This window comes from Nocardia sp. NPDC052001 (assembly GCF_040680615.1).
In the GTDB taxonomy this organism is placed as follows: Bacteria; Actinomycetota; Actinomycetes; order Mycobacteriales; family Mycobacteriaceae; genus Nocardia.
This window is the reverse complement of the sequence record NZ_JBFAXC010000001.1, coordinates 315689-336426: the sequence shown is the minus strand read 5'-3', so window position 1 is coordinate 336426 and position 20738 is coordinate 315689. Positions and strand designations below refer to the sequence as shown.

At 66.5% G+C, this 20738-nt stretch carries 23 protein-coding genes and 1 tRNA gene; 12 read left to right on the top strand and 12 right to left on the bottom strand.

Annotation, left to right across the window (positions count from 1 at the left end):
* Positions 1-85: 85 nt before the first annotated feature.
* Both AB0L82_RS01585 and AB0L82_RS01580 read right to left on the bottom strand, forming a co-directional pair.
* Positions 86-1045 (bottom strand): threonine/serine dehydratase, encoded by a 960-nt coding sequence (locus AB0L82_RS01585; protein ID WP_364629376.1) that lies wholly within the window; start codon positions 1043-1045, stop codon positions 86-88.
* Positions 1042-3081 carry a cytochrome c oxidase assembly protein gene (locus AB0L82_RS01580; RefSeq protein ID WP_364629373.1) on the bottom strand — a complete coding sequence of 680 codons (2040 nt, stop codon included), beginning with the start codon at positions 3079-3081 and terminating at the stop codon, positions 1042-1044. Before AB0L82_RS01580 ends, AB0L82_RS01585 begins: the two co-directional genes overlap by 4 nt.
* A 204-nt stretch (positions 3082-3285) precedes the next feature.
* On the opposite strand from AB0L82_RS01580, the gene AB0L82_RS01575 reads away from it, so the two are divergent.
* Positions 3286-3359 (top strand) — tRNA-Arg (locus AB0L82_RS01575).
* A 118-nt stretch (positions 3360-3477) separates the two neighbouring features.
* On the opposite strand, the gene AB0L82_RS01570 is transcribed toward AB0L82_RS01575, so the two are convergent.
* The 4 genes from AB0L82_RS01570 to AB0L82_RS01555 are packed head-to-tail and all read right to left on the bottom strand — an operon-like array spanning position 3478 to position 5870.
* Positions 3478-4017, bottom strand: a complete 540-nt coding sequence (locus AB0L82_RS01570) for a hypothetical protein (protein ID WP_364629371.1) — start codon at positions 4015-4017, stop codon at positions 3478-3480.
* 7 nt (positions 4018-4024) lie between these two features.
* Positions 4025-5233, bottom strand: a complete 1209-nt coding sequence (locus tag AB0L82_RS01565; RefSeq protein WP_364629368.1) for a hypothetical protein — start codon at positions 5231-5233, stop codon at positions 4025-4027.
* 1 nt (position 5234) lies between these two features.
* Positions 5235-5522, bottom strand: coding sequence for a hypothetical protein (locus tag AB0L82_RS01560; RefSeq protein ID WP_364629365.1), 288 nt, complete (start codon positions 5520-5522; stop codon positions 5235-5237).
* Positions 5523-5525: 3 nt separating this feature from the next.
* Positions 5526-5870, bottom strand: a complete 345-nt coding sequence (locus AB0L82_RS01555; RefSeq protein WP_364629362.1) for a YbaB/EbfC family nucleoid-associated protein — start codon at positions 5868-5870, stop codon at positions 5526-5528.
* Between the two features lie 242 nt (positions 5871-6112).
* On the opposite strand from AB0L82_RS01555, the gene AB0L82_RS01550 reads away from it, so the two are divergent.
* From AB0L82_RS01550 to AB0L82_RS01525, 6 genes are all read left to right on the top strand, one after another.
* Positions 6113-7606: a carboxylesterase family protein gene (locus AB0L82_RS01550; protein WP_364629359.1), complete on the top strand. Its 1494-nt coding sequence runs from the start codon at positions 6113-6115 to the stop codon at positions 7604-7606.
* A gap of 145 nt (positions 7607-7751) precedes the next feature.
* Positions 7752-8024, top strand: coding sequence for a GlsB/YeaQ/YmgE family stress response membrane protein (locus AB0L82_RS01545; protein ID WP_364629357.1), 273 nt, complete (start codon positions 7752-7754; stop codon positions 8022-8024).
* A 98-nt stretch (positions 8025-8122) separates the two neighbouring features.
* Positions 8123-8521 carry a TOBE domain-containing protein gene (locus AB0L82_RS01540; protein WP_364629354.1) on the top strand — a complete coding sequence of 133 codons (399 nt, stop codon included), beginning with the start codon at positions 8123-8125 and terminating at the stop codon, positions 8519-8521.
* Between the two features lie 86 nt (positions 8522-8607).
* The gene (gene modA / locus AB0L82_RS01535) at positions 8608-9405 is read left to right on the top strand and encodes a molybdate ABC transporter substrate-binding protein (RefSeq protein ID WP_364629352.1); all 798 of its coding nucleotides are present in this window, start codon (positions 8608-8610) and stop codon (positions 9403-9405) included.
* 19 nt (positions 9406-9424) lie between these two features.
* Positions 9425-10240: a molybdate ABC transporter permease subunit gene (gene modB / locus AB0L82_RS01530; protein ID WP_364629349.1), complete on the top strand. Its 816-nt coding sequence runs from the start codon at positions 9425-9427 to the stop codon at positions 10238-10240.
* Between the two features lie 16 nt (positions 10241-10256).
* Positions 10257-11306, top strand: coding sequence for an ABC transporter ATP-binding protein (locus AB0L82_RS01525; RefSeq protein ID WP_364629346.1), 1050 nt, complete (start codon positions 10257-10259; stop codon positions 11304-11306).
* 107 nt (positions 11307-11413) lie between these two features.
* Here AB0L82_RS01525 and AB0L82_RS01520 read toward each other — a convergent pair whose 3' ends face one another.
* Complete coding sequence (locus AB0L82_RS01520) at positions 11414-12661, bottom strand: glycosyltransferase (protein ID WP_364629343.1); 1248 nt, start codon at positions 12659-12661, stop codon at positions 11414-11416.
* Between the two features lie 223 nt (positions 12662-12884).
* Here AB0L82_RS01520 and AB0L82_RS01515 point away from each other — a divergent pair, with 223 nt between their 5' ends.
* The gene (locus AB0L82_RS01515; RefSeq protein WP_364629340.1) at positions 12885-13853 is read left to right on the top strand and encodes a transcriptional regulator; all 969 of its coding nucleotides are present in this window, start codon (positions 12885-12887) and stop codon (positions 13851-13853) included.
* An 81-nt stretch (positions 13854-13934) separates the two neighbouring features.
* On the top strand, positions 13935-15326 hold the full coding sequence (locus AB0L82_RS01510) for an ammonium transporter (RefSeq protein WP_364629337.1): 1392 nt from the start codon (positions 13935-13937) through the stop codon (positions 15324-15326).
* Here the strand turns inward: AB0L82_RS01510 and AB0L82_RS01505 are convergent.
* On the bottom strand, positions 15277-15819 hold the full coding sequence (locus AB0L82_RS01505) for a YaeQ family protein (protein ID WP_364629334.1): 543 nt from the start codon (positions 15817-15819) through the stop codon (positions 15277-15279). The genes AB0L82_RS01510 and AB0L82_RS01505 overlap by 50 nt on opposite strands.
* Before the next feature lie 101 nt (positions 15820-15920).
* On the opposite strand from AB0L82_RS01505, the gene AB0L82_RS01500 reads away from it, so the two are divergent.
* The gene (locus AB0L82_RS01500) at positions 15921-16136 is read left to right on the top strand and encodes a hypothetical protein (RefSeq protein ID WP_364629331.1); all 216 of its coding nucleotides are present in this window, start codon (positions 15921-15923) and stop codon (positions 16134-16136) included.
* Between the two features lie 3 nt (positions 16137-16139).
* Here AB0L82_RS01500 and AB0L82_RS01495 read toward each other — a convergent pair whose 3' ends face one another.
* The gene (locus AB0L82_RS01495; RefSeq protein WP_364629328.1) at positions 16140-17180 is read right to left on the bottom strand and encodes a beta-ketoacyl-ACP synthase III; all 1041 of its coding nucleotides are present in this window, start codon (positions 17178-17180) and stop codon (positions 16140-16142) included.
* 86 nt (positions 17181-17266) lie between these two features.
* Here AB0L82_RS01495 and AB0L82_RS01490 point away from each other — a divergent pair, with 86 nt between their 5' ends.
* The gene (locus AB0L82_RS01490; protein ID WP_364629325.1) at positions 17267-17848 is read left to right on the top strand and encodes a TetR/AcrR family transcriptional regulator; all 582 of its coding nucleotides are present in this window, start codon (positions 17267-17269) and stop codon (positions 17846-17848) included.
* On the opposite strand, the gene AB0L82_RS01485 is transcribed toward AB0L82_RS01490, so the two are convergent.
* Positions 17845-18543 carry a TetR family transcriptional regulator gene (locus tag AB0L82_RS01485; protein WP_364629322.1) on the bottom strand — a complete coding sequence of 233 codons (699 nt, stop codon included), beginning with the start codon at positions 18541-18543 and terminating at the stop codon, positions 17845-17847. The genes AB0L82_RS01490 and AB0L82_RS01485 overlap by 4 nt on opposite strands.
* 45 nt (positions 18544-18588) lie before the next feature.
* The gene (locus AB0L82_RS01480) at positions 18589-19020 is read right to left on the bottom strand and encodes a hypothetical protein (RefSeq protein ID WP_364629319.1); all 432 of its coding nucleotides are present in this window, start codon (positions 19018-19020) and stop codon (positions 18589-18591) included.
* 463 nt (positions 19021-19483) lie between these two features.
* Here AB0L82_RS01480 and AB0L82_RS01475 point away from each other — a divergent pair, with 463 nt between their 5' ends.
* The gene (locus AB0L82_RS01475) at positions 19484-19759 is read left to right on the top strand and encodes a hypothetical protein (protein ID WP_364629316.1); all 276 of its coding nucleotides are present in this window, start codon (positions 19484-19486) and stop codon (positions 19757-19759) included.
* 227 nt (positions 19760-19986) lie between these two features.
* Here AB0L82_RS01475 and AB0L82_RS01470 read toward each other — a convergent pair whose 3' ends face one another.
* Positions 19987-20724 (bottom strand): GAF and ANTAR domain-containing protein, encoded by a 738-nt coding sequence (locus AB0L82_RS01470; protein WP_364629313.1) that lies wholly within the window; start codon positions 20722-20724, stop codon positions 19987-19989.
* Positions 20725-20738 lie beyond the last annotated feature (14 nt).

Below are 20738 nucleotides of genomic sequence, written 5' to 3'. Positions count from 1 at the left end.
GCGTGAACCGGCGAGAACTCGCGCGACAGACCCACTTCCGCGATTGTGGATAACTCGGCGCTGTGGATAACCCGAGTTCAGCGGACTACAGCGTCGCCAGATCGGTATTCGCCCCGCACAGCACCACCACCGGCCGCTCCCCCGCCGCCGGAACGTACGCCCCGCTCTGGATCGCCGCCAGCGCCGTGGCTCCGGCGGGCTCCACCACGATCCGGAACTCGCGCCACAGGTACTCCCGCGCCATCACGATGGCATCATCGCTGACCAGCAACGATCGCACCGCATAGCGCTGCGCCACCTCCATGGCGATATCGCCGATCCGATTGGCGCCCAGGGCATCCGAGGCCACGCTGGACACATCGACATCCACCGGCCGCCCCGCCGCGAGCGCCTTGTGCAGGGTCGGCGCGCCCTGCGGCTCCACCCCGATCACCCGGCCGCGCAGCCCGATCGCCACCGAGATCCCGGCGACCAGGCCGCCGCCCCCGACCGCCACCAGCACCGGCGGCCGCCCGCGCACCTGCTCCTCGATCTCCAACCCGACCACGCCCGCACCGGCCACGATGGCGGGCAGGTCATAGGCGTGCAACTGCATCGCCTTGCGCTCGCGGGCCAGCTGGCTGGCATAGCGGTGCGCCTCGGCGTAAGTCGTTCCGTGCCACAGCACTTCGGCCCCGTGCGACCACATGGCCGCCACCTTGGTGTGCGGGGCGGATTCGGGGACCACCACCGTGCAGGACAGTCCGCGCAGCGAGCTGGCCAGCGCCGCGGCGATGCCCGCGTTACCGCCGGAGGCGATCACCACGTGCGTGATTCCGGGGTCCGCCTGCAACAGCGCGTTCAGGCAGCCGCGCACCTTGAAGGTGCCGCCGTGCTGGAGGTGTTCGAGCTTCAGGGTCACCGGCACCGGGCCGCGCGGACCCTGGATATCGGTGTGGAACACGGGGGTCTTGCGGGTCTGGCCGTGCAGCAGGCGGCGCGCGCGCCGCACGTCGGATCGATAGAGCCGCTTGATCTTCCGGGTCGCCTGGGCGACGTCGTTCACTTACGTACCTCTCGATCACGCCGGGCCAGCTCGGCGTACATGGCGTTGTACGAGGCCAGTTCCGCGTCGTCGTCCCGATCGGCGGCGCGGTCCAGCCTGGTGGCCAGTTTCTTATCGCTGCGCGACCACTGGATGAGCAGCGCCAGCATCACCACCACCAATGGGATTTCACCGCTGGCCCAGGCGAGGCTACCGCCGGTGTGCTGATCGTCGAGCAGATTGTTGTTCCAGCCCAGGCCGAGCGCGCGATAGAACCAGCCGCCCAGCACGGTGTTCATGCTCATCAGCGCGATACCGAAGAACGCGTGGAACGGCAGCGAACCGAACACCATGCCCAGCTTGGTCAGCGGCTCCACCTGCCGCGGCTTGGGATCGATACCGATGACGACCCAGTAGAAGAGGTAGCCGCTCAGCAGGAAGTGCACATTCATCAACAGGTGCGCACCGTGCGAGCCGACGAACTGGTCGAAAAGGCCGCCCAGGTACAGGACGTAGAACCCGGCCACGAAGAACACCGCCGCGACCACGGGCTGAGTCATGAAGCGCGACACCGGATTGTGCACGGCCGCCAGAATCCACTCGCGCGGTCCGGGCGGGGCGTCGCGACCGGCGGGCGGCAGCGCGCGCAGGGCCAGCAGCACCGGGCCGCCCAGTGCGAACAGGATCGGGGCGAGCATGGACAGCATCATGTGCTGGGCCATATGCACGCTGAACATGGCCGGGGCGTAGCGGCCGACACCGGAACTGGTCGCGATCAGCAGCACCGCGCACGCCGCGATCCAGGAGATGGTGCGTCCGACGGGCCAGGCATCACCACGCTTCTTCAGCCGTGCCACACCGCGCAGGTAGAGCACCGCCAGCACGATCGCGAGGGTGCCGAAGATCAGATCGAAGCGCCAGTCGAAGGCCAGACGCGCGAGGTTCGGCGGACCGGCCAGGTTGTAGCCGATCTCGACCTCGGCGGGGGTCGGGACACTGCGCAATTCCGGCGGCGGGGTGCGACCGAGGCCGACCGCCAGGCCGATGGTGGCGGCGAAGATCAGCGATTCGACTCCGGCGAATCGGATGAGCGCACCACGATCGCTCGGATCTTTCTCCAGCGCGGGAATGGCACGCTGCCGCTGCAAATAGCCGATGATGCCGAGCACGATCAGCGCCGTCGTCTTGGCCAGTACGAGGCGGCCATAGGTAGTAGTGAACAGATCCGCCCACGGCACCCGAATCCAGGCATTGATCACACCGCTGATCGCGATCACCACATAGGAAATCGTCGTGATCTTCGAGAATCGGCGGGTGGCCAGCGCGGTGTATTTGCCGTCGCGCAGCGCGTACGCCAGCACCGCGAACAATCCGCCCACCCAGAAACACGCCGAAAGCAGATGCAGAATAAGGCTATTGGTGGCGATGTCATGCGCCCCGCCCGCCGAGGAATGCCCGGTCAGCGCGACCGGCAGCAGTGAGATCACCGACAGCAACAGCAGCACCGGCGTCCAGCCCCAGCGCAGCGCGAGGCGACAGCCCACCGCCAGCGCCAGGACGAAGAACACCGTGGACCGCCACGACCCGGCCACATCGACCTGATTCGCGGCGCGCCACACCGACTCCGGACGCAGCGAGTCCAGAAATGGTTGCCCGGTGGTGTCCGAAAGTGTCAACGGCACCAGCAGCGCCGACGCACCCGCCCACACCAGCGCCGCGTTCCCGGCGCGTCGCAGCGCCCGATAACCGCCAACATCGAGCAGTCCATCGGCCTGCGGCGGTACGAAGAACGCCGCGAACAGCAGCGATCCGACGGTCAGCGCGGCAGCAAGATCGGCGACCGCACGCAAGGCCGGCAGCCCGTAGGTGGTCAGCGGCCCCGGATCCGGAATTCCCAGCAGACTCAGCGCCTGCGCCGAGGAAAGCCCGACGACCAGCGCCGCGACCACCGCCGCAACCGCGCCGCCCATGGCCGCGAGCACCGAAACCTTCCCGCCCGACCCCGCCCGAGTCACCTGAACACCAGTAGCTGCGGGCGAGTCCTGCGGTGACGACATACGCCCAGGGTAGTTCGGAGTAAGGGTCCGAACTTCCCGGGGGTTTCCCGACCTCCGGTCCGCGCACCCCCACGCGACGCGCCGAACGGTTGCCAGCCGACCCCCCAAACCCCACCTGGACGCTCGCTATACTCAAGTCGCTGGACACCGAGATCAATATGGTTCAAGGTGTTTGGTGGCCGCATCGCCCAGATGCCCCGCACTGCCTCCGTAGCTCAGTTGGATAGAGCAAGGGCCTTCTAATCCCTAGGTCGCAGGTTCGATTCCTGCCGGGGGCGCTTCGGTGCTCTGAACTTCGACAGTGTTGTCGGGTTCAGGGTTACCCGTCCCGAACGGGGCTCAAACACCTAGGGACTGTCACCGGAGACGGACAGTCGGGGCACCGAGCGGTACGACCTACTCCGGCTTGAGCCGTGAGCCGTAGTACCTCAACACCGTTTCCTTGGTCAGCACCACGCCTCGCAGGAGAATAATCGGGTTCTCGCTGGGACGGACCTGGATGAACTGCACCGGGCGGTTGTTGCGGACGAACAGATAGTAGGTATCCGACGGCCGATCGGACATCGGCGAGGTCGGTGGGAGATTCTTCCAGCAGTATCCGGTCGTCTGAGCACGAGAATTCAGTTCATCTCGCTCTGTATGCTCACCGACCTCGACCATCCGATCCCATTCGTCGGACCAACCAGCGGAGTGCGCGAGATCCTGCATCGCGATCGTCTGCTTGTTCGCACGGGCTTCGAGCATCTTCTGAAGCATCAGGTCACTGGAACCCAAGGGCTGGGCACCGCCCGAAGTACCGAAATCGAAGGTTCCGCCACTACAGTCCTGCGGCTGGGTTGTCCGCACCGGCCCGTCAGGTGGAGCAGCAATTCCACAAGAAGTAATCAGGCACGCGAGAAACACCGTCAGCCCAGCGCGCATCAGCATCTTCGTCACACCGCCCTCATTTCGTTACCGGCAGCGGAATGCCAACGCCCGGGCCAACGATTGTTTGATCAGTCGGAGTGTCTTTACTCCATGCAAGTTGCGGAAACTTTCCATCAGCGCCGGTACCTACGATTACGACCGCCTTACCGTTGTCGATCTCATTGAGCACCCGCGCGCGAATCGTAGCGTCATCCGCGCCGGTATCCTGCCCGATGGCACGGCCGAGGCTGTTGTTGTAGAGGTCCATTGCTTCACGCGCAGCCACGTTTCCGCCGGTCTTCTCATGTGAGGTCGTGTATCTCGTCGTCCAGTCCGTACCGAATTCCTGCGTCATCCGGGCGTTCCAGTAGATGTGACGAGCAGCGTCGCCCTTTCCGTCCTGCTCGGCGTTGGGGTATAAATCTGTGTACTTGTTGTTCTTGCCGAAGTTCGCGGCATCCACTTGGATATTCAAAAACTTCACCTGCTCGGCGAGGCTCAACTCATTGAGCACAGCGGCCTCATCGGCGGTAACGAATCTGGGTTGGAAAGTCGGATCATAGTATTTCCGAACATATTCGAGCTGGGTGGCGTTCGGCCACATTATCCCGTCCTTGGTCGAGTCGGGAGTCTGATACTTCGTGAGGATGTCCAGCAATCCTTGATCGGTGTAGTTGCCGGCCATCTCCTTCTTGACCGAATCGGCAAGCTTCTCAATGCATTCGGATACCCGCTCCGCGACCCGCTCGTCCTCCTGCGCGACCTCCCAGAGCGCCTTCTTCAACCTGAGGTCCAGCCGATTGATTTCGCCTTGCTTCAGGTAGAGGGAAACGATCCCCCAGGGCGGAGCAGCAGTCTCCCAGTTCGATTCGCGTGACTTCACCGATCCGTCGTCCTCATAGAAGAGGCCGTAATCGGAATTCTCGACGTCGGAGATCAAGCTACGCACGTCGTCGATCTTCTTTCCGATCGTGCCGACGCCATCCTGCATCGCCTTGGCCATGGCCACATACACACCGGCGGTCGTCTCCCCGTCGGTCCGGTATCCCTTGGACATGGTTCGTGCGCTCAGACCGGCCTGCGCCCCGAACCACTGCTCCGCCTTCTGAACCTGGTCATCGGCGTCGTCGAGTTGCTGTTTCAGCTTCTTGGCGGACATGTCGACAAGTTCGGCAATCTTGATCGGCTCTCCGAGGTCCCACGCCAAGACCATCGAGATGGTGAGGTTCTTCTCGTCTCCCGCCACGTCATCCTCCGAATGTCACAGCATTGTCGTCATCCATTTGATCCGCGACCGCCGCGGCCGCATCGGTCAGGTCGGCAAACGAGCGCATTCGTTTGGCGTGCAGATCGGTGACGTTGTCCATCGCCTTCAGGCATTCCTCGATGCGGGTCGCGAACACCGACTTCTCCATCTTGGGCCGCACGAGTTTGACCTCGTCCTTGGCGAACGGAGTGAGGGCCTCGATGGCGTCGGCATGGGTTCGGTGATCGTTGGCCATGCCGCGCATACGCCCGGTATCGAACTCGACCACGGCTCAGAAGCTCGACGTATAGCGAACGGGCACAACTTCTTCCCACTCATCGCTGGGTCGTTCAGCTACCCGCCGCGCCTGACCGTTGTCCTTGATCGCCTGGAAGACCTTGGCACCACTGGCTTTGGCGTCCTCGTATGCACGGCGGTGTAACTCGACGATCACCGCGGCAAGCCGACTGGGCTCCACGCTGGTCACGTGCGACGAGAAGTGCAGACCGGTGATGGAGCCGTAGGGATTGGTCTCGACGACCACCGAACCGTCGGTGGTTTGCGCCCGCCCACGCACCTGCGAGATCTCCGCGTCGATTCGCTCGGCGCGGGCCGCCAACTCGGCATTGCTGCTCACTATTACCCCCGTGTACACCCCGCCTGTAGTTCTTTACAGGTCGCGCAAACCGTATCGACCGCCGCAGCTACCTCGCAACCATCGCGGCGGCGATTCGGCCAGCGCAGCGCTGTCGAAGACAGCGGGTAGTTCCAGTCGAGTCGATCGCGCTGTCCCCGTCGGGATCGAAACCGGTACTGGCTGAGCGGGTTCTGGTTAGTGTCGACGGGAATGTAATGCCGAGGGGCTAGGAGCGTGCCGCGATGGAACCGATTGTCGAGGTGACCGGGGGGAAGGTCAGTGGGCGGGCGGTGGAGGGGGTGGCGGCGTTTCTCGGGATTCCTTATGCGGCACCGCTTGTGGGGGCGGCGCGGTTCGCGGCTCCCGGGGCGGTGACGCCTTGGGAGGGGGTGCGGGCGGCGGTTGAATACAGTGCGACGTGCGCGCAGACTCCGTATCCACCTGCTATTGCGGCTTTGCTCGGGACGCATATCCGGCCCGGGGTTGAATCGCTGACGGTGAATGTGTGGACGCCGGATCCTTCGGGGACCGATCTGCCCGTCATGGTGTGGATTCACGGGGGTGCGTTCAGTCGAGGGGCGAACAGCATTCCGATATATGACGGGGCGTCGCTGGCTCGCGGTGGGGTTGTGGTGGTGGGGATCAATTATCGGGTGGGGATTCCCGGGTTCGCGGTGCTCGAGGGGGCTCCGGACAATCGGGGGCTGCTCGATCAATTGAGTGCGCTGCGGTGGGTGCGGGAGAATATTCGCGGGTTCGGGGGTGATCCGGGCAATGTGACGGTGTTCGGGGAATCCGCCGGGGCCATGAGTATCGCGGCGCTGCTGGCTTCGCCCGCCGCCGTGGGGCTGTTCGGCAAGGCCGTCATGCAGAGCGGGAATGGCAGCACCGCGGCGACCGCCGACGACGCGCGGAAGGTCTCCGCCGCATTGGCGGCGATGCTCGAAATCGAGCCGACCGCAGCGGCTTTCGCTGCCGTCGATTCGGAAAAGCTGCTCGCGGCACAGAATCAGCTCGGGCTCGAAATGGTGCAGGATCCGAATCCGGATCGCTGGGGCGCGTCGATAATCCGGCACGGGATGGGTTTGATGACCCTGTTCCCCGTCATCGATGACGAGGTGGTCCCGGCCGCGCCCATCGACGGCATCGCCGCCGGACGCGGCCACGATATACCGCTGCTCATCGGAACGACCTCCGACGAATTCCGTTTCTTCACCGTCGGCGCGGGCATCGACGCCGCCATCACCGCGGACATCCTGCCATTCCTGTTGCGCCGCAACGGACTCGACGAATCCCTCGCCGACGCCTACGCCGCCGACCGCCCCGACGCCTCATCCGCCGACCTGTACGCCGCCATCATCACCGACTTCGCCTTCCGCGACAGCTCCCTGCGCATAGCGGAGTTGCGCGCCCAGGCCCCCGCCCCCACCTTCGTCTACGAATTCGCCTGGCGCACACCGATACAGCACCTCGACGCCTGCCACGCCCTCGAACTCCCCTTCGTCTTCGACACCCTCGCCGCGGCCTCGAGCCTCACCGGCCCGAACCCGCCGCAACAACTCGCGGACACCATGCGCGCGGCCTGGCTCGCGTTCGCCACCACCGGCGACCCCGGCTGGTCCGCGCTCACCCCGGATTCCCAGCGGGTCATGGTCTTCGACGCCCCGGACTCGGCAGTCGCACCGATCCCCCGCGCGGCCGAACTCACCGCATTACGCGCCTCGCTCGGACGGTGAGGCCCGCGTAGCCGGCCGGATCGACGCGCGAGCCCCGGTGTGGCGGGACGAACATGGTGGGCCCGCGCATCGATCGCGGAATTGCGGGTATGCGCTGAGCAGAGCGCCGGTTCCTCGGCGCCGACCTCTGATAAGGAGACGCATCATGCTCGGCCTCGGCATTCTCGGGTGGATCATCATCGGCGGTTTGGCCGGATGGATCGCCAGCAAGATCATGAAAACTGATGCGCAGCAGGGCATCCTGCTCAATATCGTCGTCGGCATCGTCGGCGGTCTGATCGGCGGCTTCCTGTTGAAGCTGTTCGGGGTGGACGTCGAGGGCGGTGGGCTGTGGTTCAGCTTCTTCACCTGCCTGGGTGGTGCGGTGGTGCTGCTGTTCCTGGTCAACCTCGTCACGGGTCGTCGCGCCCTGCGCTGACGCCCGGATGGGTGAGTGATCCGCCCGGTGGCCGACTACGGTCACCGGGCGAATCCATATCGTTTGCGTTCCGTGGATACGTCAATAGGCTGCAGGTTGTGTCGAATCTGCGGATCAGCGAGGTTGCCGCTCTGATGGGTGTCAGTGATGACACCGTGCGCCGGTATATCGATCAGGGGCGGCTCAGCGCCATCCAGCTGGACAACGGGCGGATGGGTGTCAGCGGGCGCGAGCTCGCGGAGTTCCTGCAGGCCAATGCCGAGAAACCGGAGGCCGGGATCACGGTGGCGGTGTCGGCGCGCAATCGGATGCGCGGGATCGTGACGCGGATCGTCAAGGACACGGTGATGGCGCAGGTGGAATTGCAGGCCGGGCCGTTCCGGCTGGTATCGCTGGTGAGCCGGGAATCGGTGGATGAGCTGGGGCTCGAGGTCGGCAGTGTCGCGGTCGCCTCGGTGAAGTCGACGCATGTGGTGGTCGAGGTCCCGGAGAGCTGATCCTACAAATCCACCGGTCGATCCTGTCCGATTCTCTGGCGAAAACGCGCCTTGCGTACCGCGCCTACGGCAATATGCTCTACTGCGTGACGAATTTGCGGATCAGCTTCATCGCGGCCACGGCCGCGCTCGCCCTCACCGCCGGTCTGGCGGGTTGCAGCTCGAACGACTCCGAGGATTCGAGCGCGCCCGCCGACTCCGACAGGCTCTCCGGCACGGTGACGGTGCTGGCCGCGGCGTCACTGACGGAAACCTTCACCACGCTCGGCAAGCAGTTCGAGACCGATCATCCCGGCGTGAAGGTGGTGTTCAGCTTCGGCGGCAGTTCGGCGCTGGCACAGCAGATCACGCAGGGCGCGCCCGCCGATGTGTTCGCTTCGGCGGCCCCGGCGAATATGCAGCAGGTCGTCGACGCCGGCGATGTGAAGGGCACCCCGGCGACCTTCGTCAGCAATCGGCTGGAAATCGCCGTGCCCAAGGGCAATCCGGGTCATATCACCGGAATCGCGGATTTCGGCAAGACCGAGCCGCGGCTGGCGCTGTGCGCCGAGCAGGTGCCCTGTGGCGCGGCGGCGAAGAAGGTGTTCGAGATCGCCGCGATCACCCCGCAGCCCGATACCCGTGAGCAGGATGTGAAGGCCGCGCTCACCAAGGTGACGCTCGGCGAGGTGGATGCCGCGCTGGTGTACCGGACCGATGTGAAGGCCGCCGGTGACAAGGTCGAGGGCATCGATTTCCCGGAGTCGAGCAAGGCGATCAACACCTATCCGATCGCCGCGCTGAACAAGGCGCCCAATGCCGCGGCGGCCGCCTCGTTCGTCACGTTCATTTCCTCGGACAAGGCCAAGAAGGTGTTCGCCGACGCCGGATTCGACACCCCGTGACGGCTTTTCGAGCGTGCCGGTGACCGGAACCTCGGCGCGGCGGCGGGCAGTGCGGGGGCGGCGGCCGATCGCCCTCATGCTGCCCGCCGTCTGCGCATTGGCATTTCTGCTGATCCCGCTGATCGGCCTGCTGGTGCGCGCCCCGTGGCGCACGCTGCCCGAACGGCTGTTCAGCGCCGAAGTCGGTCAGGCGCTGCGGCTTTCACTGATCAGCGCGACGCTGGCGACGTGCATCTGCCTGGTGCTGGGGATTCCGCTGGCCTGGCTGCTGGCGCGCGCGCAATTGCCGGGGCGCGGCCTGATTCGCGCACTGGTGACGGTGCCGCTGGTGCTGCCGCCGGTGGTCGGCGGTGTGGCGCTGCTGCTGGTGCTCGGCCGCCGCGGCTTGGTCGGACGCTATATCTACGACTGGTTCGGATACTCACTGCCGTTCACCACGGCCGGTGTGGTGGTAGCGGAGGCGTTCGTCGCCATGCCGTTCCTGGTGATCTCGGTGGAGGGTGCGCTGCGCGCGGCCGATACCCGATTCGAGGAAGCCGCAGCGACTTTGGGCGCGTCCGCGTGGTACACCTTCCGCCGGGTGACGCTGCCATCGGTGCTGCCCGGGGTGGTGGCGGGCACGGTGCTGTGCTGGGCGCGTGCGCTGGGTGAGTTCGGCGCGACCATCACCTTTGCCGGTAACTTCCCCGGTAAGACGACGACCATGCCGCTGGCGGTGTACCTCGCGCTGGAAACCGATCCCGATGCCGCGATCGTGCTGAGCATAGTGCTGCTGGTGGTCTCGGTCGGCGTGCTGATCTCGTTGCGAGAGCGCTGGATTCGAGGCGCGGTATGAGGCCCGAGGAGCCGGTATGACATTGCACGCCGCACTGTGTGTCGAGCGCGCGCCGTTCCGCCTCGATATCGAATTCACCGCCGCGCCCGGTGAGGTGATCGCGCTGCTCGGCCCGAATGGGGCAGGCAAGACCACGGCGCTGCGGGCGCTGGCCGGGCTCACCCCGCTCACCGGCGGCACGATTCGCCTGGGCGAGAACACCTGGGATGCACCGCCGTCGGTGTTCATTCCGGCCGAGCACCGCCAGGTCGGCGTGGTCTTCCAGGATTATCTGCTCTTCCAGCATCTTTCGGCGCTGGACAATGTGGCGTTCGGCTTGCGGGCGCGCGGTGTGCGCCGCGCCGCCGCCCGGGAACGCGCCGCCGCCTGGCTCGATCGGGTCGGTTTGAGCGAGTTCGCGCAATCCGGACCGCGCGAACTATCGGGCGGGCAGGCACAGCGGGTGGCGCTGGCGCGCGCACTGGCCACCGAACCGCATTTACTGCTGCTGGATGAGCCGCTGGCCGCGCTGGATGCCAGCACCCGGTTGCAGGTGCGCGCCGATCTGGCTCATCACCTGCGCGGATACACCGGACATACGGTGCTGGTCACGCATGACCCGCTCGATGCGATGGTGCTGGCCGACCGGCTCATCATTCTGGAGGACGGCGCGATAGTGCAGGAGGGCGCGCCGACCGAGATCGCCCGGCGGCCCAGATCCGACTACGTCGCGAATCTGGTGGGACTCAACCTGTTTCGGGGCACCGCCATGGGCACCGAGATCGCGGTCGACGCGGGCGGCACGCTCACCGGATCCGAACCCGCGTCGGGACGGGTGTTCGCGGCCTTCTCCCCCACGGCGGTCGGATTGCACCTCACCCAGCCCACCGGCAGCCCGCGCAATGCCTGGCCGGTCACCGTCGCGGGCTTCGAACAGCATGCCAACACCACCCGGGTCCGACTGGACGGCGCACCGCCGGTGCTGGCCGATATCACCCCGGCGGCGGTCGCGGAACTGCGACTCGAACCCGGTATGCGCCTGTGGGCCTCACTGAAGGCCACCGAGATTCACGTCTATCCGGCGTGATCAGGCGGATATGCCGCCGCCCGAGTCGATTCGGATCGGGCACGAAGGACGTGCCGCAGCCTACGGCCACCGATCAGATCCCAGCCGGGCGGTCGAGGACAGCCCCGTCAGCGGGTCGCCGTTTTCTCGAGCACGCCGTCGATGACCTCGAGCACCGCGCCCGCACCATCTTCGTCCGCGAGACGCTCGGCCACCGTGCCAACTCTGCCACGCAAGCCGGAATCGGTTGTCGCGGTGGTGATCGCGCTCGCCAGCCAGTCCGCGGTCAGCTTGGGCTGGCGGGTGATTCCGGCGGTGACGCCGAGCAGGTCCAGGCGGTGCGCCCAGAATTGCTGCTCCGGAATCTCCGGTACGGCGACGGTGGGCACGCCCGCGCGCAGGGCGGCGGCGCAGGTGCCCGCACCGCAGTGGTGCACGGCGGCCGCGAGGTGCGGAAACAGCCAGTCATAAGGGATTTCGCCGATGGTGATGACATCGTCGTCCGAGACCGCGAGCCCGGTCCAGCCGGATTCGACGATGGCGCGCACCCCGGCGCGGCGCAGTGCGGTCCCGACGATCTCGCCCAATTCGGCGGTGCGCTCCGGATTGTTGATATTGCTGCCGAAGCTGACGAAGACCGGTGCCGGGCCCGCCTCCAGAAACGCCACAAGATCGGCGGGCGGCTCCCACCCGGTGGGCCGGGCGGGCCACCAGAAGCCCGAAACCTCCAGGCCCGTACGCCAATCGGCGGGTCGCGGCGCGACGGTCGGCGAATAGCCGTGCAGGATAGGCCATTCCGCCGCGGTGCGCCGACGCCGCAGTTCTCGTACCGAGACCTCGGGCAGACCCAGTTCGCGGCGGAATTCGCGAACCACCCCGCCGTAGCGGCGATCCACCAGCCAGGCTCCGATATCGGACGCCCATCGGTTCCCGACCGGTCCGAGCGACCAGACACCCGCCACCGCGGGCGGGTAATCGGCTGTGGCACAGGTGGGTTGCAAACGCAGCGCGATGGTGGGAATCCCAGCGGCCTCGGCGAACGGCAGTCCCGCGAATTCGGCGTACGGGGTGAGCAGCAGCAGATCCGCGGGCTCGTCCCGCAGGGCCGCGATCAAGCCCGCGCCGATGGTCCGGAACCCGTCGGGCGTATTGAACGCCGCGACGGTCTTGCGCTGAATCTCCGCGTAGTCGCCCTCGAAGCCGAAGTTCAACTCCAGCAAGCGAAATCGCAGCCCGCAGCCGGTGATCATATCCGCGAAGGTCTCGTGCGCGGCCATGACGACCTCGTGCCCGGCCGCCGCCAACCGCACGCCGAGCCCGGTCAGCGGGGCGACATCGCCCCGGCTGCCGATTCCGACGATCACTGTTCTGGCCATCACACCTCATCCGATCATCAAGAGCCGCAACGGATCTTATCGATATCGATCATGATCGGCACGGTTTCCGATGAGCGCCAAGGTATTTCGAACGAGATCAGGCGGGCTGGTACCGCACGGTGTCGCTGCTCATGACTACTCCATTACCGGTCGGAGTGGGTACGAGAATTCTCGCGGTAGAAGAGGCCAGGATATGTCCGCTTCTTCTGGCAGCATGGACAGCATGCCGAAGACTTCCGCGCGACTGCTGGCGCTGCTCTCGCTGCTCCAGGCCCGCCGGGACTGGCCGGGTTCGCTGCTGGCCGAGCGCCTGGATATCAGTGCCCGCACGGTGCGCCGCGATGTCGATCGATTGCGCGAGCTCGGCTATCCGATCGCCGCGATCAAGGGTCCCGACGGCGGCTACCGGCTGGAGGCCGGATCGGAATTGCCGCCGCTGCTCTTCGACGATGAGCAGGCGGTGGCGCTGGCCGTCGCCCTGCGCATCGCCGCGACCGCGGGCGCGGGTATCGAGGAGGCCGCGCTGCGCGCACTGCACACGGTGCGCCAGGTCATGCCCGCGCGGTTGCGCGGGCGTATCGACGCCTTTCAGGTGACCACCGTCGCCGCTCCGATCACTCCGGCGGACAGCGCGACCCTGTTGACGCTGAGCGCCGCGGTACACGCGGGTGAAGTGCTCCGCTTCGACTACGCTTCTCCCGCAACGGATCTCGAGTCTCCCCCGCGCCGGGCCGAACCGCATCACCTGGTAACCAGGTACGGCCGCTGGTATCTGGTGGCCTGGGATCTGGATCGCGAGGACTGGCGCATCTTCCGCGCCGACCGCATCACCCCGCGCATTCCGAACGGTCCCCGGTTCGTCCCACGCGATCTTCCCGGCGGTTCGGTCGCGGCCTTCGTCACCAGCAGATTCCAAGGCTCGGACGGCACCGGCGGCTGGCCATGCCTGGGCGAGGTGATGCTCGACGCCCCCGCCGCGACCGTCGCCGAGTTCGCCCGCGACGGCGTTGTCGAGGAGCTCGGCCCGAATCGCTGCCGGGTCATTCTGGGTTCCTGGTCCTGGAACGCATTGGCGTGCGCCCTCGGCGTATTCGACGCCGATATCGAAATCGTCGGGCCGCCCGAACTCACGGCGGCGTTCACCCGCCTGGCGCACCGCTACGCCTCCGCGACCGCCCGAACTCTGCCATAGCCGCAATCTATGAACGGCGCGGCCGCTCGAATTCACCGACCCGAAACACGATGAGCCGCACCGGCGAAACAGTAACTCTCGATGCTTCACGCGAATCCCGTGGAAATAAGAGGTAATAGCGTGAATTCGGGAGATACCGCGTGGGTGCTGGCGAGTGCGGCACTGGTCATGTTGATGACGCCGGGCTTGGCTTTCTTCTACGGCGGCATGGTCGGCGGCAAGAGCGTGCTGAACATGCTCATGATGAATTTCGTCGCCCTGGGTGTGGTGACGACCCTGTGGCTGCTGTACGGATACAGCGAATCATTCGGCTCCGACGCCTATCAGGGCCTGATCGGCGGTATGTCGCAGGTGATGCTGCGTGATACGCACGGCACGCTGTCCGGTCCGGCCGGCCATCAGATTCCGACCATGGCGTTCGTGATGTTCCAGCTCATGTTCGCGATTATCACCACCGCGCTCATATCGGGTGCGATCGCGGGCCGCGCGAAGTTCTGGGCCTGGGTGGTGTTCATCGTGGGCTGGACGAGCGTGGTGTATTTCCCGGTGGCGCATTGGGTTTTCAGCGCGAACGGGTTCACCGGCACCGATTCCGCGGGCGATTCCGCCGCGGTCGGCGGCTGGATTGCCAACCGGCTCAAGGCATTCGACTTCGCGGGCGGTACCGCGGTGCATATCAACGCGGGTGCGGCGGCGCTGGCGCTGGTATTGGTGATCGGTGATCGGCACGGCTGGCCGCGCAGTATTCCGCGCCCGCACAATGTGCCGTTCACCCTGCTCGGCGCGGCGCTGCTGTGGTTCGGCTGGTACGGCTTCAATGCCGGATCCGCTTTGACCGCAGGGGATCTCGCGGCGCTGGCCTTCACCAATACGACCATCGCGACGGGGGTGGCGTCGCTGGCGTGGATCATCGTCGAGCAATTGCGCGATGGTAAGCCGACCACCCTGGGTGCGGCCTCGGGCGCGGTGGCCGGATTGGTCGCGATCACCCCGGCCTGCGGATTCGTCGGCCCGACGGGCGCTTTGGCGATCGGGGTGGCGGCGGGCGTGATCTGCGCGCTGGCGGTCGGGCTGAAATTCACCTTCGGCTACGACGATTCGCTCGATGTGGTCGGCGTGCACCTGGTGGGCGGCCTGGTCGGCACCCTGCTGGTGGGTGTGTTCGCCGATGCCACGGTGAATCCGGCGGGTGGTAACGGGCTGCTGTACGGCGGCGGCTGGACCCAGTTGCAACGACAGCTGATCGCGGCGGGCGCGGTCCTGCTCTATTCGTTCGTGGCCACGTATATCGTCGGCTGGCTCATCCACAAGACCATCGGTTTCCGGGTCGATCACGAGGCCGAGATCACCGGCATCGATGAGGCCGAGCACGCCGAATCCGCTTACGATCTCGGCGTTTCCGCGGTGTCCCCGGCCGGATCGGCTATCCGATCGGCTGTTCCGCCACCGATCCGCGCAGACTGGCGCCATTGATATCCAGGTACAGCACCCGTTCGGTGATCGACAGGGACGCGGTGTTGCGCCGATCCAGCACCGCCACCACGGCATCGATGAATTCGCGGTCGAAACTGTAGAGCGGAATGTCCTCGACCCGGTGAATTCGCTTGCCCGCCAACAGCGCCTGCACCTTCACCGGATCACGATGGGTGTAGATGGCCGCGCGTCCGGCCAGCTTGCTGCCGCGATGCACCCGCTCGGCGTCGGGTGCGCCGATCTCGATCCAGGCGGTGATCTGCCCGGTGAGATCGCGCACCAGCACCGCGGGTTCATCGGTGGCGGACACCCCGCCCTCGCTGAACGCGATCCCCTCCTGGTATTCGAGCAGGTACGCCAGCAAGCGCGTCACCATGAACTCGGCCGATTCCGAGGGATGCCGGGCCACCCGCAATTCCAGGTCCTCGTACACCCCGCGATCGATATCGGCGAGCTGAATCGTGAAGGTGTGCATCGTTGCGCTCAGGGCCATAGTTCCAGCAGCTTATCGGCTATCGAACGGCGCTTTCCCGGCCGCGTCCCGGCTGGGAAGCGCGGCACCCGAGACCGTCCCGGCATCGCTACAGTCGAGTAATGCGTTTGGGGGGATCGGGAAATAAGACATCGATCGGAATCAGGGTGGTCGGCGCCGCCATTGCCGCCGCGCTGGTGTCGATCAGTCTGTATTTCTTCGTGGCCAGGTGGGACAGCGACTCCGACCGCACGTCGAGCTATTTCGCGCAGTCGGCCGTCGCCGTTTGCCTGGTCACGGTGCTATTGAGCGCGTGGGTCGCCCGGCGCAAGCGATAGCGCTCAGGAGGGGATGGCCGGGAGGGTGATCACCTGACCGGCGTAGGCCAGGCCCGCACCGAAACCGAGCAGCAGTGCGGTGTCACCGGGCTTGGCCGCGCCGGTGCGCAGCAGCTGTTCCATCGCCATCGGAATGGACGCGGCGCTGGTGTTGCCGGTTTCGGCGATATCGCGGGCGATGGCCACCGAGTCGGGCATATGCAGCGCGCGGGTAAGGGCGTCGGTGATGCGGCTGTTGGCCTGGTGCGGGATGAATGCGTCGAGATCGTCGACGGTGACCCCGGAGCGGTCCAGGGCGTCGCGGCAAGCCTTCTCCAAAAACGTGACGGCCCAGCGGAATACGGCGGTGCCGTTCATCCGGATGTACGGGCGTTCGGTGGTCCCGCCGCTGGCCTCGGCAGCCGCGACCTCGGCGAAGTATTGCGCGAAGTCCTTGTCCTGCTTGATGGCCGCGGTCTGGCTGCCGTCCGAACCCCAGGCCACCGGCCCGATGCCCTCGACATCGGACGGTCCCACCACGACCGCGCCCGCGCCGTCGGCGAAGATGAAGGCGCAGGTGCGGTCGGTCGGATCGAGCAGGTCCGACAGCCGTTCGACGCCGATCACCAGTACGTGCCGGGCCTGGCCCGCGCGCACCAGATTGGCGGCATTGGCCAGCGCGTAGCAGAAGCCCGCGCAGCCCGCCGAGACGTCGAAGGCCGCGGTGTCGTGCATACCGAGTTCGGTGGCGACGACCGCGCCGGCGGATGGGCCGAGCACCATCTGCGAGGAGGTCGCCAGGATGACGGCGTCGATCTGCTCGGCCGGAATGTTCGCGGCGGCGAGCGCGTCGCGGGCGGCGGCGGTGCTCATGGACACGATGGTCTCGTCGGCTTCGGCCCAGTGGCGGGCCTCGATCCCGGAACGGGTGCGAATCCATTCGTCCGAGGAATCGATGCGGTCGACGATCTCCGCGTTCGGGACGATGCGGCGGGGACGGTATACGCCGAGGCCCAGGGTGGTGGCGTGGGTTACCGGCGTTGCGGTGGCGATGTGCGCGGGCATGTCATCCTCTCGAAGTGAACCGATCGGTTCACAGGGATAGGTTTAACATGGACCGATCGGTTCAAGCAAGGTTTGGAGGACTTTCCATGACGGCGGGACCGCGCGCACGGTTGATCGCGAGCACCATCGCCACGGTGCAGGAGCACGGAGTGCACGCGGCGGGGCTGAGTGAGCTGCTCAAGCGCAGTAACGCCTCCCGCAATTCGCTGTATCAGCACTTCCCCTCCGGTAAGGGCGAACTGGTGGAGGCGGCGGCGCGAATCGTGTCCAGGGTGGTGTACCAGCATGTGAGCCGGATGGCCGACGCGCTGCCCGGCGCACCCTCCGCCGAACGCTGGCTGGACGATCTGCTCGCCTTCTGGCGAACGGGGCTGGAGAACAGCGACTATCGCGCGGGCTCGTTCATGATGGCCGCCGCCCTGGACGAACTCGACCTCTCGGTGCAGGCCACCGCCGGACAGGCGTTCACCGAATGGACCGCGCGGCTCGCTGACGGCCTGGTCGCCGCGGGCCTGAACCGCGGCACCGCGAATTCGCTATCGGGACTGCTGCTCTCGGTCATCGAGGGCGCGATCGTGCAGAGCCGGGCGCTCAAATCCAGCCACCCGTTCGACGACGCCCGCGATCAGCTCGCGGTACTACTGCGCCACCACCTACCGGAGCGCTAGCGAATCCCGTTGCCCAGCACGGTGAGCCAGCGCAGCACCGGCGGACGCAGATCCGCCAGGCTCGCGGGTGTCCCGGCCTCCAGCCCGAGCAGCGAGCGGGTGCCGTGCAAACGATCGAGGAGTAGACCCTCGAGCAGGCTGACCAGATCCCGCGCGGCTTGCTCCGGGCCGAGCAGCTGCCCCGACTCCGGCACGGCCCGTTTCCGGCTCGGCGTGACCTGCTTCGAATCCGCCGCGGCGAGCGCCTCGAACAGCCCGGTGGCCGCGGGCACCGAGAAGAGGCAGCCCGCCAGCGCCTCGCGCAGCTCCGCATCCCCCGCCGCATCGGCGGCCAGGGCATAGCGCGCGAGCGCGTCCGGCCGTCGCGGCCCCAGCAGCAGATCGAGCTGTCCCGCCATGAGATCCGCGGCCGATTCCACCGTGGGCACGCTCGCATCCCCGTCGCCCAGCGCGGCCTGGAACGCCCGCCGTGACGTCGTGGCGAGGTGAATCACCGCCGCCCGCAACAATTCCTGCCGCGTCCGGTAGTAATACGAGGTCGACCCGCGCGCGATCCCGAGCCGATCGTCGATGGCGTGATGGGTGACGGCCCGATTCCCGCCCTGGGCCGCGAGTTCGAGGGCGGCACCGCAGATCGCCCCACGCCGGGCCGATCGATCGGCAGACCCTCCCGCAGTGCCGACGTTTCGCCCCATTCGCGTTCCTTCCGCCGTCCACCCGCCTCCATATTTATAGAGGATTCAGCGCGCCGGGCGACCCGGGGTGGTGCGCCAGCGTTGCGGATCGAGCATGCCCAGGCCGCCCGCCGCGGGGAGCCATTCGCCGGGGACCCAGGCATTGCCCGCCCACTGCATGCGATTGACCCAGCTGGCCTGCGGGACCGCGACGATCCTGCCGAGGAACTGGTCGAGTTCCAGTGCGCAGGAGGAGGCGACGAGGTAGTGCGTTCCGGCGATCGGGCCGGGGGCCGGGACGCGTTCGCAGACCTGCCCGGCGGCGAGGGCGAGGTCCGCGGCCACCACCACGCCGATGGGCAGCAGACCGACCCGGCCGGCGTCGACGTGCACCGCGACCACGGTCCACTGCCGGAAGGCAGCGCCCGGATCGTCCTCGACGGGAGCCGGGAACAAGCCGAATCTCTCACGGCCACCGCTATTTTCGGTGCTGTTCATCGCGCCCCCCGGGCGGATTCGCGCGTTGGTACCGAACCTTTCCGACCTTAGCGCGGCCCGGTGTCCGAAAAGATAAAACGCGTTGCCACACAAGTAAACTCACCGCGAGCCGGAATCCCGGCCAGCCGATATCCGGTGCATCCGCATCCGCATCGATATCGGCCGCCGGACCACGACGCGCGTGTGCCATCGATCTTGCCGTCGCGGCGATTACGGCCTGCTCAGCCCCGATGCCCACCATGTCCTCACCCCCTCTTCCCCGGCAGAGTGGTGCAACCCTGTACGAGGTCCGCGGCGCGGCGCCGGACGGGCGTAGCATTGAAGGCATTCTCGCGCCGAGTTCCGCAGCGTCGCTCGGGATTTCGTGCGATCGACCCAGGAGAACGAAATGTCGGACCCTGGATTGTCAGCATCGGGCGCACCGCAGGCGCCCACAGGTACACGGTCGACGTCGCAATCACCGTTGATCACCGCCATTTTCGCCGATTCCAGCGAGCGACTGGTGCGGCAACTGTTCGACGTCGAGGTCGAGTTGCACGAACTGCGGGATGTCCTGCACCGCAGAGAATCGAGTCCGGCCCAGGTCCGCGCCGCCGGGATCGCCGTTTCGGAGGTCATCGAGGAACTGGATCTGCTGATTCGCGATACCAGCCGGGCCATGGTCGCGGTCGCCGGGGATCGGTTCGTCATGACCGAATTGCGCATCGATCACGGGAGATCGCGTAGACGCCTGCGCTGAAACGGGATTCGACCCCGCCGCGCTGTTCGTGCAGGGGAACATACGACTGTACTTACGGAAATGCATTGTGGTGCTCCATATTCGCGTCGGCGGACAACCACTGTCCCTGCCGTGCGCAAATCGACCACCGGGGTCCGGAGCACTCGACGTGCGGTATGGATTCTACCGCAGGCCGCACCGCGAGATAACCGCAATGAATCCTCGGCACGAATCCGCGTGCCGCGGAATCACTTGCGAATACGGTGCGCGAGAACGGTTTCGAGATCGATGGTGCGATCCACCAGCCCGCGCGCCACATCGGCCAGGCGCAGATTGTGGTCGCGGGCGTATTTGCGCATCGATCCGAACGCGGTATCCATATCGAGGGCGGCGCGTTCGGCGAGCATGCCCTTGGCCTGTTCGATGACCACCCGGCTGTTCAGCGCGATGCTGAGTTGATCGTTCACCGTCAGCGAGTCGGCGAGAATACGCGCGTGCACGATGCCGATGGTGGCGAAATCGGCCAGCGCCTGCCCGATGCGCACATCGTCGCGGCCGAGCGAGCCCGGGCGGGTGGTGAAGAGGTTCAGCGCCCCGATCCGATCGTTGCGCAGCCGCAGCGGCAGGGCACAGACGCCGCGGAAGCCCTCCAGGGCCGCGCGTTCGGCGAAGGCGGGCCAGCGCTGAGTGCCGCGTTCGAGATCCTCGACCAGCACCTGTTCGCCGGTGCGATACGCCTGCAAACACGGTCCCGCCGCCGATTCGACCTGGAGCAACTCCAGCAGCCTGGTTTCCTCGGAAGTGGAGGCGAACACCTGGAGCTCGCCGTGCCCGTCGGCCAGCAGTAGTCCGGCGGCGTCGGCGGGCAGCAGATCGACGCTGGTGTCGACCAGTTCCTGGGTCAGCTCCACCGGGTCATAGTCGACGACCAGGGTATCCACCATCCGCACCAATGCGGCGGTCAGCGCACCATCTCGAACTGCCATCCTCCACTCACCTC

Coding starts and splice junctions, on each gene's coding strand:
- AB0L82_RS01520 (WP_364629343.1), bottom strand. CDS start 12,661: ATGGCCAGAACAGTGATCGTCGGAATCGGCAGCCGGGGCGATGTCGCC.
- AB0L82_RS01505 (WP_364629334.1), bottom strand. CDS start 15,819: ATGGCCCTGAGCGCAACGATGCACACCTTCACGATTCAGCTCGCCGAT.
- AB0L82_RS01550 (WP_364629359.1), top strand. CDS start 6,113: ATGGAACCGATTGTCGAGGTGACCGGGGGGAAGGTCAGTGGGCGGGCG.
- AB0L82_RS01525 (WP_364629346.1), top strand. CDS start 10,257: ATGACATTGCACGCCGCACTGTGTGTCGAGCGCGCGCCGTTCCGCCTC.
- AB0L82_RS01480 (WP_364629319.1), bottom strand. CDS start 19,020: ATGAACAGCACCGAAAATAGCGGTGGCCGTGAGAGATTCGGCTTGTTC.
- AB0L82_RS01515 (WP_364629340.1), top strand. CDS start 12,885: ATGCCGAAGACTTCCGCGCGACTGCTGGCGCTGCTCTCGCTGCTCCAG.
- AB0L82_RS01490 (WP_364629325.1), top strand. CDS start 17,267: ATGACGGCGGGACCGCGCGCACGGTTGATCGCGAGCACCATCGCCACG.
- AB0L82_RS01500 (WP_364629331.1), top strand. CDS start 15,921: ATGCGTTTGGGGGGATCGGGAAATAAGACATCGATCGGAATCAGGGTG.
- AB0L82_RS01470 (WP_364629313.1), bottom strand. CDS start 20,724: ATGGCAGTTCGAGATGGTGCGCTGACCGCCGCATTGGTGCGGATGGTG.
- AB0L82_RS01495 (WP_364629328.1), bottom strand. CDS start 17,180: ATGCCCGCGCACATCGCCACCGCAACGCCGGTAACCCACGCCACCACC.
- AB0L82_RS01580 (WP_364629373.1), bottom strand. CDS start 3,081: ATGTCGTCACCGCAGGACTCGCCCGCAGCTACTGGTGTTCAGGTGACT.
- AB0L82_RS01485 (WP_364629322.1), bottom strand. CDS start 18,543: ATGGGGCGAAACGTCGGCACTGCGGGAGGGTCTGCCGATCGATCGGCC.
- AB0L82_RS01545 (WP_364629357.1), top strand. CDS start 7,752: ATGCTCGGCCTCGGCATTCTCGGGTGGATCATCATCGGCGGTTTGGCC.
- AB0L82_RS01510 (WP_364629337.1), top strand. CDS start 13,935: ATGCTTCACGCGAATCCCGTGGAAATAAGAGGTAATAGCGTGAATTCG.